15 protein-coding genes are annotated in these 16,038 nt (G+C 69.8%); 13 read left to right on the top strand and 2 right to left on the bottom strand.

The annotated features are described in order from the left end of the window. Window positions 1-2: 2 nt before the first annotated feature. The 5 genes from AC5RVZ_RS18260 to AC5RVZ_RS18240 all read left to right on the top strand — a co-directional run bounded on the left by AC5RVZ_RS18260 (window position 3) and on the right by AC5RVZ_RS18240 (window position 6,196). Window positions 3-941, top strand: a complete 939-nt coding sequence (locus AC5RVZ_RS18260) for an ABC transporter ATP-binding protein (protein WP_494067174.1) — start codon at window positions 3-5, stop codon at window positions 939-941. After that, window positions 923-2,494, top strand: a complete 1,572-nt coding sequence (locus tag AC5RVZ_RS18255) for a transporter (protein ID WP_494067173.1) — start codon at window positions 923-925, stop codon at window positions 2,492-2,494. The genes AC5RVZ_RS18260 and AC5RVZ_RS18255 overlap by 19 nt, the downstream gene beginning before the upstream one ends. A 91-nt stretch (window positions 2,495-2,585) precedes the next feature. Continuing rightward, the gene (locus AC5RVZ_RS18250) at window positions 2,586-2,894 is read left to right on the top strand and encodes a DUF3039 domain-containing protein (RefSeq protein WP_493979734.1); all 309 of its coding nucleotides are present in this window, start codon (window positions 2,586-2,588) and stop codon (window positions 2,892-2,894) included. An 87-nt stretch (window positions 2,895-2,981) separates the two neighbouring features. Beyond that, window positions 2,982-4,412 carry an MFS transporter gene (locus AC5RVZ_RS18245; protein WP_494067172.1) on the top strand — a complete coding sequence of 477 codons (1,431 nt, stop codon included), beginning with the start codon at window positions 2,982-2,984 and terminating at the stop codon, window positions 4,410-4,412. Continuing rightward, window positions 4,409-6,196, top strand: a complete 1,788-nt coding sequence (locus AC5RVZ_RS18240; protein WP_494067171.1) for a DEAD/DEAH box helicase — start codon at window positions 4,409-4,411, stop codon at window positions 6,194-6,196. Before AC5RVZ_RS18245 ends, AC5RVZ_RS18240 begins: the two co-directional genes overlap by 4 nt. 326 nt (window positions 6,197-6,522) lie before the next feature. Here AC5RVZ_RS18240 and AC5RVZ_RS18235 read toward each other — a convergent pair whose 3' ends face one another. Together AC5RVZ_RS18235 and AC5RVZ_RS18230 are read right to left on the bottom strand one after the other, a co-directional pair. After that, window positions 6,523-7,143: an isochorismatase family protein gene (locus AC5RVZ_RS18235; RefSeq protein WP_493979737.1), complete on the bottom strand. Its 621-nt coding sequence runs from the start codon at window positions 7,141-7,143 to the stop codon at window positions 6,523-6,525. Further along, complete coding sequence (locus tag AC5RVZ_RS18230) at window positions 7,140-8,471, bottom strand: nicotinate phosphoribosyltransferase (RefSeq protein ID WP_494067170.1); 1,332 nt, start codon at window positions 8,469-8,471, stop codon at window positions 7,140-7,142. The genes AC5RVZ_RS18235 and AC5RVZ_RS18230 overlap by 4 nt, the downstream gene beginning before the upstream one ends. A 201-nt stretch (window positions 8,472-8,672) precedes the next feature. Here AC5RVZ_RS18230 and clpS point away from each other — a divergent pair, with 201 nt between their 5' ends. The 8 genes from clpS to AC5RVZ_RS18190 all read left to right on the top strand — a co-directional run bounded on the left by clpS (window position 8,673) and on the right by AC5RVZ_RS18190 (window position 15,959). Then, entirely contained in the window at window positions 8,673-9,005 is a 333-nt protein-coding gene (gene clpS / locus AC5RVZ_RS18225; protein ID WP_493979739.1) for an ATP-dependent Clp protease adapter ClpS, read from the top strand. After that, a complete protein-coding gene (locus AC5RVZ_RS18220) occupies window positions 9,006-9,581 on the top strand; it encodes a DUF2017 domain-containing protein (RefSeq protein ID WP_494067169.1) in 576 nt (191 codons plus the stop codon). Window positions 9,582-9,788: 207 nt separating this feature from the next. Further along, the gene (gene murI / locus AC5RVZ_RS18215; protein WP_494067168.1) at window positions 9,789-10,745 is read left to right on the top strand and encodes a glutamate racemase; all 957 of its coding nucleotides are present in this window, start codon (window positions 9,789-9,791) and stop codon (window positions 10,743-10,745) included. Continuing rightward, the gene (locus AC5RVZ_RS18210) at window positions 10,742-11,536 is read left to right on the top strand and encodes an MBL fold metallo-hydrolase (protein WP_494067167.1); all 795 of its coding nucleotides are present in this window, start codon (window positions 10,742-10,744) and stop codon (window positions 11,534-11,536) included. The genes murI and AC5RVZ_RS18210 overlap by 4 nt, the downstream gene beginning before the upstream one ends. Window positions 11,537-11,673: 137 nt before the next feature. Further along, on the top strand, window positions 11,674-12,462 hold the full coding sequence (gene rph / locus AC5RVZ_RS18205) for a ribonuclease PH (protein WP_493979743.1): 789 nt from the start codon (window positions 11,674-11,676) through the stop codon (window positions 12,460-12,462). Between the two features lie 52 nt (window positions 12,463-12,514). Beyond that, window positions 12,515-13,126 (top strand): RdgB/HAM1 family non-canonical purine NTP pyrophosphatase, encoded by a 612-nt coding sequence (gene rdgB / locus AC5RVZ_RS18200; RefSeq protein WP_494067555.1) that lies wholly within the window; start codon window positions 12,515-12,517, stop codon window positions 13,124-13,126. 514 nt (window positions 13,127-13,640) lie between these two features. Then, window positions 13,641-15,173 (top strand): HNH endonuclease, encoded by a 1,533-nt coding sequence (locus AC5RVZ_RS18195; protein WP_494067166.1) that lies wholly within the window; start codon window positions 13,641-13,643, stop codon window positions 15,171-15,173. 126 nt (window positions 15,174-15,299) lie between these two features. Beyond that, on the top strand, window positions 15,300-15,959 hold the full coding sequence (locus tag AC5RVZ_RS18190; protein WP_494067554.1) for a DedA family protein: 660 nt from the start codon (window positions 15,300-15,302) through the stop codon (window positions 15,957-15,959). The last annotated feature ends 79 nt before the right edge of the window (window positions 15,960-16,038 follow it).

Genomic DNA, 16,038 nt, shown 5'->3' with positions numbered 1-16,038 from the left:
ACATGACTTCGCACCCATCACAACCACCGGTCCAGCAGCCGGACGAGCAGAACAGCAGCGCGGTACCGGTGCCGGGCGGCGCCGCCCCGCACGGGTACCCGGCGCCCGGCCCCACGGCCGCGGCGCCGGCTGCCGCGCCCGCCCAGGCCCCCGTTCCCGCCCAGGCCCCCGTTCCCGCCCAGGCCCCCGTTCCCGCCCTGGCGGTGCGCGGCCTGGCCAAGCGCTTCGGCGACAAGATCGCCGTCAACGGCGTCAACCTGGACGTGCCCGCCGGATCCTTCTACGGGTTGGTCGGGCCGAACGGGGCGGGCAAGACCACCTCGCTCTCCATGGCCACCGGGCTGCTGCGGCCGGATTACGGCCAGGTGTGGGTGCACGGCGTGGACGTCTGGGCCGAGCCGCTGACGGCCAAGCGCCTGATGGGCGTGCTGCCCGACGGCGTCCGGCTGTTCGACCGGCTGACCGGCGAGCAGTTGGTCACCTACGCCGGGCTGCTGCGGGGCATGGACCGGGAGACCGTGGCCGCCCGCGTACCGGACCTGCTGCGCGCCATGGACCTGACCAACGACGCCGGCACCCTTGTGGTGGACTATTCCGCCGGCATGACAAAGAAGATCGCCCTGGCCACCGCACTGATCCATGCGCCGAAGCTGTTGGTGCTGGATGAACCGTTCGAGGCCGTAGACCCGGTCTCCGCGGCGAACATCCGCGACATCCTCCACGATTACGTGGACTCCGGGGGCACGGTGATCGTCTCCAGCCACGTCATGGACCTGGTCCAGCGCATGTGCGACCACGTGGCGGTGATCGCCGGCGGCAACGTGCTGGCCGCCGGCACCGTGGACGAGGTCCGCGCCGGCGCGAGCCTCGAAGAGCGTTTCGTCCAGCTGGTCGGCGGACGGACCCAGGCGGAGGGGCTCGAGTGGTTGCGCACCTCGTAAGGCTGAAGCTGGCGCTGCTGCGCAACGGCTTCAAACGCAGCCCGTGGCAGCTGGTGGGCGTAATCCTCGGCGGCCTGTACGCGATCGGCATGCTGACCCTGCTGATTTCCGGACTGTTCTTCCTCAGCTACACGGAGCCGGACATGGCCCGCATGGTGGTGGTGCTGGGCGGCTCCGCGGCCTTCCTGGGCTGGGCGCTGATCCCGATGATGGCCACCGGCGTGGACATGACACTGGACCCGGCCCGGTTCGTGACCTACGCCGTGCCCATGCGCCAGCTGCTGCTCGGGCTCGCCATCGGCGGCCTGGTCGGCATCCCGGGCGTGGTGACGCTGGTCGCCGCGCTCGGGCACGCGGCCGCCTGGTGGCAGCACCCGGCAGCGCTCGTGGCCGCCGTCCTGTGCGCCCTGGTCGCAACGCTGACGTGCGTGGTGCTCTCCCGCGTGACGACGTCGGCGTCCACAACGCTGGCCAGCTCGCGCCGGTTCAAGGACCTCAGCGGCGTCATCGGCATCATCCCGCTGGTGCTGCTGGGACCGATCATGGTCGGCATCGTCGAGGGGTTCCGCAGCTCGCAGGACTTCCTGCCGGCCCTGACCGAGGGGCTGGCCTGGTCGCCGCTGGGCGCGGTCTGGGCCGTCCCCGGCGACCTGGCCCTGGGCAACTGGGGCGCGGCCGGGGCCCGGCTGCTCATCGCGGTGGCCTTCCTGGCCGTGCTGGCCTGGCTGTGGAAGCTCAGCCTGGCCCGTGCACTGGTCACCCCGCCGTACAACGCCGTGTCCCGGAAAGCCGGCGGCAAACTGGGCTGGTTCTCCCGGATGCCCGGCACCCCTGCCGGAGCCGTGGCGGCGCGCGCGCTCATCTACTGGTTCAAGGATCCCCGCTACGGGGCGTCCCTGGTGTCCATTCCGCTCATTCCGGTGGCGGTCTTCTTCGGCCTCTCGCAGACCGGCGATTTCACCTTCATGCTGTGGCTGGGCCCGATGATCGCCTTCCTGCTGTCCTTCGGCATCTCCGCGGACATCGCCTACGACAACACGGCGTTCGCGCTGCACGTCACCACCGGCGTGAGCGGTCGGGCCGACCGGATCGGCCGGGCCGCGGCCTGCGCGGTGATCGCGCTGCCGGCCACCGTCGTGCTGACCGTGCTGCCGTTCGTGTTCATCGGCGGGTGGCACCTGCTGCCGCCCGTTTCCGGGGTGGCCCTCGGCGTGCTGCTGACCGGCCTGGGCCTGTCCAGCGTGGTCTCGGCCCGCTACACCTACAACGTGCCGCTGCCGGGGGAGAGCCCGTTCAAGACCCCGCCCGGGTCGACCGCCCGGATGATGCTGGTCCAGCTCGGGGGCCTCGGCGTGCTGGTGCTGCTCTCGCTGCCGGAACTGGTGCTGGCGCTGATCGGCGTCTTCACCGGCGACGCGCTGTGGGGCTGGCTGGCGCTGGCTGTCGGCCTCGTGCTCGGGGCGGTCCTGCTGGTGGTCGGCATCGAGCTGGGCGGCCGCTGGTATGACCGCCGGACGCCGGAACTCCTCCAGGCCGTGGCCAAAAACAAATAGCACGCCGGCGCAGCCGCAGCGGCGGGCGACGACGACGGGGGAGCCGGGCTCCGCCGTCGTCGTTCCCGTTTCAGGGGTTAAGATGGGAGGCATGAGTCTTCCCCCGGATCCTTTCGAAAACGACCCCCGCGCGCCGCAGACCCCGGGCGGGTCCACCGCGACGATCGAGCGTGAAGAACTCCGCGAAGAGCTTGAGCCCGGCGACCGCGAACGCTTTGCGCACTACGTCCGCAAGGAAAAGATCATGGAGTCGGCGCTGTCCGGCGAACCGGTGATCGCCCTCTGCGGCAAGGTGTGGGTGCCCGGCCGCGACCCGAACAAGTTCCCGGTATGCCCGGACTGCAAGGCCATCTACGAGGGCCTGCGCCCCGGCGGCGACGATTCCGGCAAGAAGAAGTAGTAACCTTTTCCTCCCCACGTGCGCGGGCGCGTCCGGTGCCCGCCGCGCTTCCCCCTGCCTGCCAAGAAAGTCAGCCCTGGTTTTTTGATGCCCGAATCCACCGCCATCCGCGCGCCCGGCGCCATGTCTGCTGCCTACCGGCCGCTGACCATCGGCCTGCTGACGGTGATCACGCTGGCGGCGTTCGAGGCGGTGGCGGTGGCGACGGCGATGCCCGTGGTGGCGGCCGACCTGGAGGGCAAGTCCGCCTACGGGCTGGCGTTCTCCATGTTCCTGACCGCTTCGCTGCTGGCCAGCGTGGTGGCCGGAGTCTGGTGCGACGCGAAGGGCCCGCGCCCGGCGCTCGCCGCGGGGCTGGTGCTGATGGTCGCCGGCCTGGTCCTGTCCGGGGTGGCCGGGGAATTTTGGATCTTCACCGCGGGCCGCGCCGTGGCCGGGCTGGGCGGCGGCTTCGCGATCGTGGCCGTCTACGTGATCATCGGGCAGGTGTATCCGCAGCGGCTGCAGCCGGTGGTCTTCGGCTGGCTGGCCGCCGCCTGGGTGGTGCCGTCGCTGGTGGGGCCGCTGGCCGCCGGCGTCGTCGCCCAATACATTTCCTGGCGCCTGGTGTTCTACGGCGTGGCGCCGATCTTCCTGCTGGCCGTGCTGGTCATCTGGCCGCAAACCGGCAGCGTGGGAGCCCCGGAGAACCCGACCACGGACAAACGCGGCGGGCGCCTGCAGGCGATGCGGGGCCTGATGCTGGCCGGCGGCGTCTTCCTGGCGCAGTGGGCCCTGTTCGAGGCGGTCGCCGGCGGGTCCGCCGGGAAGCTGGTGCTGATGTACGCGCTGGCGGCCGGCGGAGTGGTGCTGGCGCTGGCGGCGCTGCCCAAGCTGATGCCGCCGGGCACCTTGCGGCTGCGCCGCGGGCTGCCCAGCGTGATCGCCACCCGCGGGCTGATCAACCTGGCTTTCTTCGGCGCCGAGGCGTTCATCCCGCTGATGCTGGTGGCGGCGCACGGCATCTCGCCGGCGACCGCGGGCCTGGCCCTGACGGCCGGTGCGGTCGGCTGGAGCATCGGCTCCTGGCTGCAGGCGCGCGTCGAGACCGCCCGGCATCGGATGCTGGTGATCGGATCCGGTATCCTGACCGCCTGCATGGGGCTGATGGCGCTGGTGTCCGCGCCGTCGGTGCCGCTCCCGGCGCTCATCGTCGTCTGGGCGCTGGCCGGGTTCTCGATGGGCATGGCCTTGTCCACCACGTCCGTGATGGTGCTGAAGCTGTCCGCCCCCCAGGAGCGCGGACGGAACTCCGCGTCGCTGCAGCTGGCCGACCAGCTGGGCGGCGTGGTGGGTACCGCCGGGGCGGGCGGACTGTTCGCGCTGCTGCGGGATCCGGACAACCCGGACTCGGTGGGCGTCTACGTGGTCATTTGGCTGGTGCTGGCCGTGGTGGCGGCAGGCGGGATCGCCACCGGCTGGCGCAGCGCGGAACGGATTGACAACGGACAGGAACAACGGGAGGAGGCCAGCAAATGAGCAACGACACACTATTCGGCGCCGGACCGGTGCTGCCGCCGGCTTACCCGGAACGGGCCGCCTGGGGCACCGCCCCCAAACTGCGCCAGTGGCAGGCCGAGGCCCTGCAGAAGTACTTCGACATGGCCCCGCAGGACTTCCTGGCCGTGGCTACACCGGGCGCGGGCAAGACCACCTTCGCGCTGCGCGTGGCCACCGAACTGGTGGACCGGGGGATCGTCAACCGGATCACCGTCGTCGCCCCCACCGACCACCTCAAGCGCCAGTGGGCGGACGCCGCGGCGCGCGTGGGGCTGGCCATCGATCCGAACTTCAAGAACTCGGACGGTTCGCACGGCCGCGATTTCATCGGCGTCGCCGTCACCTACGCGCAGGTGGCCATGAAGCCGCTGTTGCACCGGGCCAAGACCGAGGCCGCCAAGACGCTGGTGATCCTCGACGAGATCCACCACGGCGGCGACGCCCTCAGCTGGGGCGACGGCATCCGCGAGGCGTTCGAACCCGCCGCCCGGCGCCTGGCCCTGACCGGCACCCCGTTCCGCTCGGACACGGCGGCGATCCCGTTCGTGGAGTACGCCGAGGACAAGGACGGCATCCGCCGCTCGCGGGCCGACTACACCTACGGCTACGGCAGCGCCCTGCGCGACCACGTGGTGCGCCCGGTCATGTTCATGGCCTACTCGGGGCAGATGCGCTGGCGCACCAGTTCGGGGGACGAGTACGCCGCGTCGCTCGGCGAGGCCGCGGTCACCAAGGACATCACGGCGCAGGCCTGGCGCACGGCGCTGAACCCGCAGGGGCAATGGATCCCGTCGGTGCTGGCGGCAGCCGACAAGCGGCTGACCGAGGTCCGCCGGGCCGTGCCCGACGCCGGCGGGCTGGTGATCGCCACCGACCACGAGGACGCGCGGGCCTACGCCGGCCAACTGAAGAAGATCACCGGGGAATCCGCCACCGTCATCCTCTCCGACGACGCCGGCGCCTCCGAAAAGATCGAGACGTTTTCCGCCGGCGACAGCCGCTGGATGGTCGCCGTCCGCATGGTCTCCGAAGGCGTGGACGTGCCCCGGCTCTCGGTCGGGGTCTACGCCACCTCGACGGCGACCCCGCTGTTCTTCGCGCAGGCCGTGGGCCGCTTCGTGCGCGCCCGGAAGCGCGGCGAAACGGCGTCGGTGTTCCTTCCGTCGGTGCCGAACCTGATGGAACTGGCCAACCAGATGGAGCTGGAGCGCGACCACGCGCTGGACCGGCCGGACAAGGACAACGACGAGGGCTTCATTCCCGAAGAGGCCCTGATGGAGCAGGCGAACCGGGAAGAGTCGGCATCGGACGCGCTGACCAAGCAGAAGTTCGAGGCGCTGGATTCCCAGGCGTCCTTCGACCGCGTGCTGTTCGACGGCGCCGAGTTCGGCACCGGCGGAGAGCTCGGCAGCGAAGAGGAACTGGACTTTTTGGGCATCCCGGGGCTGCTGGACGCGGAGCAGGTGGGCATGCTGCTGCGCCAGCGCCAGCAGGAACAGCAGTCGCGCAAACGCAAGCGTTCGGGCGGGGCCGCGGAACCCGAGCCGGCCCCGGCCGTGGTTGACCACCGGCAGCTGACCGAACTGCGCAACCAGCTGGCCAAGAACGTGTCCGCCTGGTCGGCGCGCTCCGGCATGCCGCACGGCGTGGTCCACTCCGAGCTGCGCCGGGTCTGCGGCGGCCCGCCGGTGGCCCAGGCCAACGAGGAGCAGCTGAACAGGCGCCTGAAGAAGCTCCAGGACTGGTTCATCGGCCGGAAGTAGCCGTGTGCGGGCAGCCGGCCTGGCTGCCGGTCGTGGTCGACGCGGGTTTCGGTCGGGGGCCCGCATGGCCGTGGGGCAGCCCGACGCCAGTGACGGCGCAGCGTCCCGCCCGGCCTAAGGCCGAGGTCGGGGGATGGCTGCGAAGTCAGGGCGTATAAACGGTGATCTCGCAGCCCGGCCCTGACCTCGTGGCCTGGACGCCGAGCCTGGCCCGGGAAGGGCCCCTCGGGAGGCTCCGGCCCGAACCTGGGGGTCCCTCGTGGAGGCACGGCGAGAATTCCCGGCGTCCCAGGGGGGACTCCGGGCAGAATCCCCGCGCGAGCCGGTTACTGCTCGATGACGTCGATGCCGTAGTCACTGAATTCGGCCAACGTCTTCTCGACGCGCCCAGCATTGATGCCCGCCGACAGTGCCAGGTTGACGGCGGTGGCGTACCCGGCCTGCGCGGCATCAAGGGCGGTCTGGCGGACGCAGTAGTCGGTCGCCAGCCCGGCCACCACCACCTCGTCCACCCCGTGCTCCTGCAGCCAGTCGTCGAGGCTGGGCATCTCGACCTGCTCTTCCTCCTCGTCGCCCTCGCGCTCCCCGGTGGCCACCTCGTCCGCCGGTGCCAGCAGTCCGTCGAAGCCGGAGTAGCCGGCGTCGTACTGGCCCTTCCGGAAGTAGGCGTCGATCCGGTCGGTGTCCAGGTCGGGATGCAGGTCCGCCCCGCGGGTACCGGCGACGCAGTGCCGCGGCCAGCTGTCCACGAAGTCCGGCTCGTCGGAGAAGTGGCTGCCCGGATCCACGTGCCAGTCTTGGGTCGCGACCACGACGTCGTATTCGTCCGGCCGGGTCTCCAGGTGCTCGCTGATGTCGGCGGCAGTTTTCGCTCCGCCGTCGACGGCCAGGGCGCCTCCCTCGCAGAAGTCGTTCTGGACGTCAACGATGATCAGTGCGCGTGTCATGGCTGCTCCTCGAATTCGGTGGGGATGGCGGCCTCGCCGCGCTGCAGCCGGTTCACGGCGCCGGGCAGCTCGGCCATGGAAGCGGTGTGGCGTTCTGCGGCGCGGCGGACGCCCTCGGCGCCGGTCCAGCCGTCCGCCAGCTTGCCGTTCGTGACGAACTGCTGCAGCAGCGGGCGGTCGTTGCCGTCGTCGAAGGGCGGGTGGCGGATGCCGACCACCTCGGCCGTGGCGGACCCGTGCCCGTCCAGCCGGCGCAGCGCGTATTTGCGTCCGCCGACGGAAATCTTGTTCTTCGAGGCCTTCGCCACCGATACCTGCTCGCCGTTGCTGCCCTCGCGGCTGACCAGTTTGTAGACCATGCTCGCGGTGGGGGCGCCGGATCCGGTGACCAGCGCGGTGCCGACGCCGTAGGAGTCCACCGGAGCCGAGGCGAGGGCCGCGATCGCGTATTCGTCCAGGTCCGAGGTGACGGTGATGCGGGTGTGGTGGTTGCCCAGGTCGTCCAGCAGCTGGCGCACCCACTGGGCCTGGGCGATCAGGTCGCCGGAATCCAGCCGCACGCCGCCCAGCTCCGGACCCGCCAGGTCCACGGCCGTACGGACGGCGGTTTCGACGTCGTACGTGTCCGCCAGCAGGGTGGTACCCACGCCCAGCGAGGCCAGCTGCGCCTCGAAGGCCTGCTGCTCGGTGTCGTGCAGCAAGGTGAAGGAATGGGCGGCGGTGCCCACCGTCTTGACGCCGTACCGGTAGCCGGCTTCCAGGTTGGAGGTGCTGGAGAAGCCGCCGATCACCGCGGCCCGGGCGGCAGCGACCGCCGATTCCTCGTGCGTGCGCCGGGACCCCATCTCGATGCACGGCCGGCTGCCGGCCGCCCCGGTCATCCGCGAGGCGGCGGAGGCGATGGCGCTGTCGTGGTTCAGCACGGAGAGGATGAAGGTCTCCAGCACGCAGGCCTCGGCGAAGCTCGACTCCACCACCAGGATCGGCGAGTACGGGAAGTAGGCCTCGCCCTCGGCGTAGCCGTAGATGTCGCCGGAGAAACGGAAATCGGCCAGCCAGTCGATGGTGCGCGCGTCCACGACGTCGGTGCGGGCCAGGAAATCCAGCTGGTGCTCGGAGAACGTGAAGTGTTCCAGGCCCTCCAAAATCCGGCCGGTTCCGGCCACCACGCCGTACCGGCGGCCTTCCGGCAGCCGCCGGGCGAACGCCTCGAAGACCGAACGCCGGTGCGCTGCGCCGGAGTGCAGGGCGGCCTGGAGCATGGTCAGCTCGTAATGGTCGGTGTACAGGGAGGTGCTGGGGTGCGCCCAGCCGGCTGCAATGTTCACATCCCCGACTCTAATCCTGTTTCGCCCTCCGGGCAGTTTCGTGCCGACGTCGCCGACCGGGCAGTTTCGTGCCGCCGTCGCCGACCGGGCAGTTTCGTGCCGCCGTCGCCGACCGGGCGGTTCCGTGCCGCCGTCGGGCCGGCCGGGCGCTTCCGTGCCCCCGTAAGGCCGGCCGGGCCCGCCCTGCCTACAATGGAAGCCATGACCGTGAGCATCCTTCCCTCCTGCACAACCGTGCTGGACTCGGATATCGAGACGTCCCGCCGCGCGGAATCCGCCGAACTTACTGCTAAGGACACCCCGTGGGTGGTGATCGTGTGGAACGATCCGGTCAACCTGATGAGCTACGTCAGCTATGTCTTCCAAAGCTACTTCGGCTATTCGGAAACCAAGGCCCGCAAGCTGATGCTCGAGGTGCACCAGCAGGGCAAGTCGGTGGTGGCCACGGGCAGCCGTGAGCAGGCCGAGCGGGACACCGTGGCGATGCATTCGTTCGGCCTGTGGGCCACGTACCAGAAGGCGGACCAGGCGTAGATGGCCAAGGCATTCAAGCACACACGCAAGGGAATCACCGGGTTCCTGGAACCCGCCGAGCGGGACCTGATCCGGAAGCTGTTCGCCGACGTCGTCGCCATGCTGGAAGTCGACCGGCAGGACGAGGACCCCCTCGCGGCGATTGTGGGTCTGGACATGGATGCCGCCAAGCCGCGGGACCCCGCGCTGCTCCGGTTGCTGCCGGATGCGGTGGAGAACGACGACGGCGAGGCCCTGGAGTTCCGCAAGCTCACCGAACGCTCGCTGCGGGAGGACAAGCTCGGGGCGCTGCGCGCCAGTGCGCTGCTGCTCGAACAGACGCCGCTGCACCTGACCGACGAGCAGGCCCGGCTGTTCGCCCGGGCCGTGAACGACGTCCGCCTGGTGTTGGCCGAGCGGCTGGAGCTCCGCACCGACGAGGACGCCCAGGCCCTGCATGAGATCGACGACTGGTCCCAGGCCGAGGACCTCGAGACCTATCTGGCGCTGGTCTACAACTTCATGACCTGGCTTCAGGAGACCCTGATGCAGGCGCTGCTGGACGGGCTGGACCACCCGTCGGGCCGGCACCGCTGAGCTGCGCTCCAGCACGCCCATAGGCACCTGTAACCCGAGGCCCCGGAAACGCAGCAGGCCACGCCTTGCTGCGTCCCGGTCGGGAGGCCGCCGCCGCTGGAGTAACACTGTGAGATGGCTAACAGAAGCCGTACGGAAGTTCGCCCAAGCGCCCGCCGACGCCTTATCCTCTAGAGAAATATGAGCCCGGAAGGCAGTGACATCCCGATGTTGATCCAACCCGCAGCTCCGATCGGCATCTTTGATTCCGGGGTGGGTGGGCTGACCGTGGCCCGCGCAGTGATAGACCAGCTGCCCAACGAATCCATCTTGTACGTCGGCGACACCGCAAACGGCCCCTACGGACCGCTGCCGATCGCCGAGGTGCGCGCGAACGCGCTCGGCGTGATGGATGAACTCGTGGACGCCGGCGTGAAGCTCCTCGTGATCGCCTGCAACTCCGCCTCCGCCGCCGTTCTGCGCGACGCCCGGGAGCGCTACACCGCCCGCTACGGCATCCCGGTGATCGAGGTGATCCAGCCGGCCGTCCGCCGCGCGGTCGCGTCCACGCGGAGCGGCAAGATCGGCGTGATCGGCACCTCGGCCACCGTCGGTTCCCGCGCCTACGAGGACACCTTCGCCGCCGCACCGCACCTCGACGTGACCTCCGTGGCCTGCCCACGGTTCGTGGAATACGTGGAGGCCGGCGTGACGGCAGGCCAGGAGCTGCTGTCCACCGCCGAGGAGTACCTGGAGCCGCTCCGGCGCGCCGACGTGGACACGCTGGTGCTCGGCTGCACCCACTATCCGCTGCTGACCGGCGTGATCTCCTACGTCATGGGCGACGGCGTGACACTGGTTTCCAGCGCGGAAGAAACCGCGAAGGACGTTTACCGGTCCCTGGTGTCCCACGATCTGCTGCGGCCGGAGGGGACGCCGGGCCGGCACCACTTCATTGCCACCGGCGACGCCGCGTCCTTCGAGGTGCTGGCGCGCCGGTTCCTGGGGCCGGAGGTGATCGCCGTGGAGCATGTGGAGCACGTGGCGGCGCACTATCCCACCGGCAGCATGGCCAGGATCACCCCCGAGATGGTCGCCGCCGCGCGCGCAGGAGGGCAGGCAGGCCCGAAAGTTTCGCCGTTTGCCGGTGCGTCCGGGCAGTACAACCCGGGGGAGCGGGCATGAACCTGACCATCATCGGCTGCAGCGGCTCGTTTCCCGGGCCGCAGTCCCCGGCGTCGTGCTATCTGGTCAGCGCCCACGACGGCGAGCGGACCTGGCGCATCCTGCTGGACCTGGGCAACGGCGCCCTGGGCACCGCGCAGCGCTACATGGCGTTGGAAGATATCGACGCCGTCTTCCTGAGCCACCTGCACCCGGACCATTGCATGGACCTGTGCGGCCTGCACGTGGCGGTGCGCTGGAATCCCGACGGCTGGACCAAGGGCCGCATCCCCGTGTGGGGGCCGGCCGCCACGGCGGACCGCATGGCCACCGCCTACGGGCTGGAATTGGATCCGGGCATGAAAGAGGAGTTCGACTTCCACGTTTGGGCGGAACGGGAACCGGTGAAGCTGGGCCCGTTCACCATCACGCCGTATCCGGTGCGCCACCCCGTTGAGGAGGCCTACGCGATCCGGGTCGAGGCTACGGAGCCCACGCCCGAGGGGCCGGTCACGCGGGTGCTCGCCTACTCCGGTGACACCGACAGCTGCCCCGAACTGGTCGAAGCGGCCTTCGGGGCGGACATGTTCCTGTGCGAGGCTGCCTTCCACGAGGGACGCGACGACGCCGTCGACGGCGTGCACCTCACCGGAAAGCGGGCCGGCGCCGCTGCCACCGAGGCGCAGGTCCGGCGGCTGCTGCTGACCCACCTGCCCGTCTGGAACGACTCGGTGCGCACCGTCGAGGAGGCCCGCGAAACCTATGTCGGCGATCTCGCGGTCGCGGTGGCCGGCGTCAGCTACGTCGTCTGAGCGGCGGCGGGGCGGTGGCGGCGACGTCTTACGAGCGGCTGCGGCAGAGTCGGCCGAAGACGCCTGAGCGGCAGCCAAGCGGTGGCGGCGGCGTCTTACGCGCGGCCGCGGCCACCGCGAGCCGATAGGGTGGACTCATGATTGATGTTGATCCCGGTTCCGCCATGCCCGCTGCCGCCGCCCGCGCCGACGGCCGGACGCCCGAGCAGTTGCGTCCGATCAGCATCACGCGCGGCTGGTCCAACCAGGCCGAAGGATCGGCGCTAATCGAGTTCGGCAACACCCGCGTGCTCTGCACCGCATCGGTGACCGCGGGCGTGCCGCGTTGGCTGAAGGGCGAAGGACGCGGCTGGGTGACGGCCGAATACGCGATGCTTCCCCGCGCCACCAACACCCGGTCCGACCGCGAATCCGTCAAAGGCAAGATCGGCGGCCGCACGCACGAAATTTCCCGGCTGATCGGCCGCTCGCTCCGCTCGGTGATCGACACCAAGGCGCTGGGGGAGAACACCATCGTCTTGGACTGCGACGTGCTCCAAGCCGACGGTGGCACGCGCACCGCGGCCATCACCGGCGCCTTCGTGGCCCTTGCCGACGCCTTGCACTGGGCGAAAGAGCAGAAGCTGATCGCCCGTTCCGCCCGCCCGCTCACCGATACCGTCGCCGCCGTGAGCGTCGGCATTATCGACGGCGTGCCGATGCTGGATCTTCCCTACGTCGAAGACGTGCGCGCCGAAACGGACATGAACGTGGTGGTCACCGGATCCGGCCAGTTCGTGGAAGTCCAGGGCACCGCCGAGGGCGCGCCGTTCGACCGTGCGGAACTCGACGCGCTGCTGGACCTGGCTCTTGCCGGCACCGCCCAGTTGGCCCAGATCCAGCGGGACACCCTGGCGGAGACGCTGGGAGAAGTCATCCGTGGCTGACACCGGGGCCGCAGGCGCCGGGCCCGGCGGAGCGCCGGACGCCGGGCAGAGGATCGAGCCCCGGCTGGTCTTGGCCACCCGCAACCAGGGCAAGCTGCGTGAATTGCGCGACCTGCTGCGCGGCCAGATCCCGGGGCTGGACGTGGATACCCAGGTGATCGACGCTGCCACGGCAGGGGTCCCGGACGTTGCCGAAACCGGTCTGACCTTCGCAGAAAACTCCCTGTTGAAGGCACGCGCCGTGGCCGAAGCCACCGGACTGGTCGCGGTGGCCGACGACTCGGGCCTGGCTGTTGACGTACTCGGCGGGGCACCCGGCATCTTCTCGGCCCGCTGGGCCGGCAAACACGGCGACGACGAAGCGAACCTGCGCCTGCTGTTGAACCAGTTGTCTGACATCGCGCCCGAGCACCGCGGCGCCGCTTTCATTTGTGCAGCAAGCGTCGTGTCGCCGCGCCTCGAAGCCGTCGAGGAGGGCCGGCTGGCCGGTACCCTGCTGGCAGAACCGCGCGGCGCCGGTGGATTTGGTTACGACCCCATCCTGCAGCCGGTAGGAATGGATCGCAGCTGCGCCGAACTGCGGCCGGAGGAAAAGAACGCCATCAGCCACCGCGGCCAGGCGTTCCGCGCGCTGGTGCCGCACATTGTGGCGGCACTCGGCTAGAAATCGGAGGGCCGTGCCCGCAGGGCAGTCCGGGACCCGCCGCAGCGGAGGGGCCACTATCGGCGGCTTGCGGCGACCGCACACCTGCGGCCTGACCGCATTTGGCGGAGGGTTCTGCATTGTCCGTAACTGTCAGTGGCGGCCGATAGTCTGTTTTCAGTAGCAGTTCAGCACCATCGTTGGCCGCCGGGCAGTGGGTTTGCCGGTGGCGTCTGCGGATCCGTTCAGGGTTCGTGACCGCTCGTAGTCGAGGCCATGCAGTGCGCATGCTGAAGATTGAGACGCTCAGATGTTTGACCCGGCCGTACCCGAACCTCCCGCCGCGGCAGCGCTTGCGCCAAGATCGTCCGTCGCAGCGCCGGGCGCCGCAGCATCACCTCTCACCGCATCGCGCGCCGCAGCCTCGCCCGCCGCAGCCTCGCCTGCAGCCGGTCCGTCTGCCACAGCCCCACCCGCCCCGGTATCACCTGCCGGTAGCGGTTTGTTGCGGGACGCCCGGCCTGCGGCGAGTCCGATGGGTTCTGCCGCCGTTCGCGCTGCGGCCGCTGCCCTCGAGGGCATCGACGTGGGTGCGCCGGACCGGGAACTGGTGGAGGAGCTGACGGCGTTGGAGGGTTTGAAGGCTGCCGCCGCTGCCGCGCAGGCCAGGGTCCAGGTCGCCTTGGAGGAATCGGTGCGTGCCCGTCGTGCCGCCGCCGGGATCCCGAAAGACCGGCAGGGCGCCGGGGTGGCCGCCCAGATCGGGTTGGCCAGGCGCGAGTCCCCGCACCGTGCCGCGGTCCTGCTGAACCTCTCCCGGACCCTGGTGACACAGATGCCGCACACCCTGGCCGCCCTCGCCGCGGGGAGCCAGAACGAATACCGGGCCGAGATCCTGGCCCAGGAGACCGGCTGCCTGTCCCCGGAGCACCGCGTGCGCCTGGACCGGGAACTGGCCGGCAACCGGGAGCGGCTGCACGGGCTCGGGAACCGGGCGCTGCGGGCCGAAGCCAAGCGCCTGGCCTACCGGCTCGATCCCCGCTCGGTGGTGGAGCGGGCGGCGAAGGCCGAAGCGGGCCGGCATGTGTCTTCCCGGCCCGAGCCCGACACCATGGTCTCGGTCCGGACTCTGCTGCCGGTGGTCCAGGGGGTGGCGGTGATGGCCGCCCTGCACCGGGAAGCGGACCGGCTGCGCAGCATGGGCGACCCCCGGTCGCGGGGCCAGCTGATGGCCGATACCGTGTTCGAACGCGTCACCGGGCGCAGCACCGCCGACCCGGCCCGGCTGGAAATCCAGCTGGTGATGACCGACCGCGCCCTGCTCCACGGCCGGAACGAACCGGCCTGGCTGACCGGGCACGGCATCGTCCCGGCCCAGTACGCCCGCAACCTCACCCGCCCGCCACAAGAACCGCCGGCACCGGCACAACCATCGGCCGCCACCACTGGGGGCAGCCCGCCCGGCCGGATCGGGCAGCAGGCGCCGCCGGCCGGGACCGAGCTGGGGTGGAAGACCGCCCGCGAGCAGGCTCAACGCAACAAGGTGTTGAAACAGGCCGCCGTGGAGGACATCTGGGTCCGCCGCCTCTACACCGCGCCGGGGACCGGGCAGTTGTTGGGGATGGATTCGGCCGCACGGAAGTTCCCCGACGGGATGCGCCGGATGATCCAGGCCCGCGACGCGGTCTGCGCCAGGCCCTGGTGCGACGCCCCGATCCGGCACATCGACCACATCGTGCCCTGGGCACACGGCGGTAAAACCACCATGGCCAACGGCCAGGGACTGTGCGAACAATGCAACCAGTCAAAGGAAGCCGAAGGCTGGTCCAGCCGCCCTATTGAGGGAACGCACCACGCGGTGGAGACCACCACCCCCACCGGACACACCTACACCTCCACCCCGCCACCACTACCAAGGACACTCACTGCAGGTGGTGCCTTTAGGTCCGCGTTCGCCGTCGAAGCGGCTCTAAGGGAGTCGACAGGGCGGGCACGGCGTCGTCGACGCTTCCGACTGATGTGTAGGCGCAGTTCCCCACATCCAGCAATGACGGCAATTAACTTATAGCTGCGCGGTTTACGAGCGATCTGCACCTCTTCGGGTGCTTGACCGCCCAGACCCGACCCCCGGTTCGGTCTTGATGGGGGCGGTAAGGCAGACTTGTACACGATGAGCACGCTGATCCCCTCCTTGATGTCCGGTCCCCGCCCTGCCCAGTCCGCAGACGATACCTCTGCCCTCACCGGGGTGGCCGAATGGGCCGTGGGGCTGATGGAAGGCATCGGGGCACCAGGCGCGGGTCTGGCGATCGCGCTGGAGAATCTTTTCCCGCCGCTGCCTAGTGAAGTGGTGCTTCCGCTGGCAGGCTTCACGGCCAGCCGCGGTAACTTCAGCCTTGTCGAGGCGCTGATATGGACCACGCTGGGTTCGATTATCGGCGCGTGGGTGCTTTACGGGCTGGGCGCTTGGCTGGGCCGAGGGCGCATGCGCGCCATCGCCGACAAGCTTCCGCTGATCGATTTGGAAGACGTGGACAAGGTGGAAGCCTGGTTCAACCGCCACGGCTACAAGGCAGTCTTCTTTGGCCGCATGATCCCGATCTTCCGCAGCCTGATTTCCATCCCCGCCGGCATCGAGCGCATGCCCTTGGGCAAGTTCCTCTCACTGACCGCAGCCGGGAGTCTGATCTGGAACAGCATCTTTGTGCTGGCCGGCTTCTACTTGGGGGAGAACTGGCACATCGTGGAGGAGTACGCCGGCGTCTTCCAGAAGATCGTGATTGTTGTCGTTGTTGTTGCGGGTCTGTACTGGTTGACCACCAGGATCCGCAAGCTCAGGAACCGGCGGGCGTAGCCGTAGCTGCTAGGGGCTGATCCTCCCATCGGTCAGCTTTGCTGCCGGCCCTGTAGACCGTCCGCTCCGCCGCCAGCTC

The sequence above is a fragment of the Arthrobacter sp. Cza30 genome (assembly GCF_059090765.1).
The sequence above is the reverse complement of the archived record's forward strand: the minus strand, read 5'-3'. Positions and strand labels throughout refer to the sequence as shown.

Coding starts and splice junctions, on each gene's coding strand:
- AC5RVZ_RS18190 (WP_494067554.1), top strand. CDS start 15,300: ATGTCCGGTCCCCGCCCTGCCCAGTCCGCAGACGATACCTCTGCCCTC.
- AC5RVZ_RS18220 (WP_494067169.1), top strand. CDS start 9,006: ATGGCCAAGGCATTCAAGCACACACGCAAGGGAATCACCGGGTTCCTG.
- clpS (WP_493979739.1), top strand. CDS start 8,673: ATGACCGTGAGCATCCTTCCCTCCTGCACAACCGTGCTGGACTCGGAT.
- AC5RVZ_RS18240 (WP_494067171.1), top strand. CDS start 4,409: ATGAGCAACGACACACTATTCGGCGCCGGACCGGTGCTGCCGCCGGCT.
- AC5RVZ_RS18250 (WP_493979734.1), top strand. CDS start 2,586: ATGAGTCTTCCCCCGGATCCTTTCGAAAACGACCCCCGCGCGCCGCAG.
- murI (WP_494067168.1), top strand. CDS start 9,789: ATGTTGATCCAACCCGCAGCTCCGATCGGCATCTTTGATTCCGGGGTG.
- AC5RVZ_RS18210 (WP_494067167.1), top strand. CDS start 10,742: ATGAACCTGACCATCATCGGCTGCAGCGGCTCGTTTCCCGGGCCGCAG.
- AC5RVZ_RS18235 (WP_493979737.1), bottom strand. CDS start 7,143: ATGACACGCGCACTGATCATCGTTGACGTCCAGAACGACTTCTGCGAG.
- AC5RVZ_RS18260 (WP_494067174.1), top strand. CDS start 3: ATGACTTCGCACCCATCACAACCACCGGTCCAGCAGCCGGACGAGCAG.
- rph (WP_493979743.1), top strand. CDS start 11,674: ATGATTGATGTTGATCCCGGTTCCGCCATGCCCGCTGCCGCCGCCCGC.
- AC5RVZ_RS18245 (WP_494067172.1), top strand. CDS start 2,982: ATGCCCGAATCCACCGCCATCCGCGCGCCCGGCGCCATGTCTGCTGCC.
- AC5RVZ_RS18195 (WP_494067166.1), top strand. CDS start 13,641: ATGGGTTCTGCCGCCGTTCGCGCTGCGGCCGCTGCCCTCGAGGGCATC.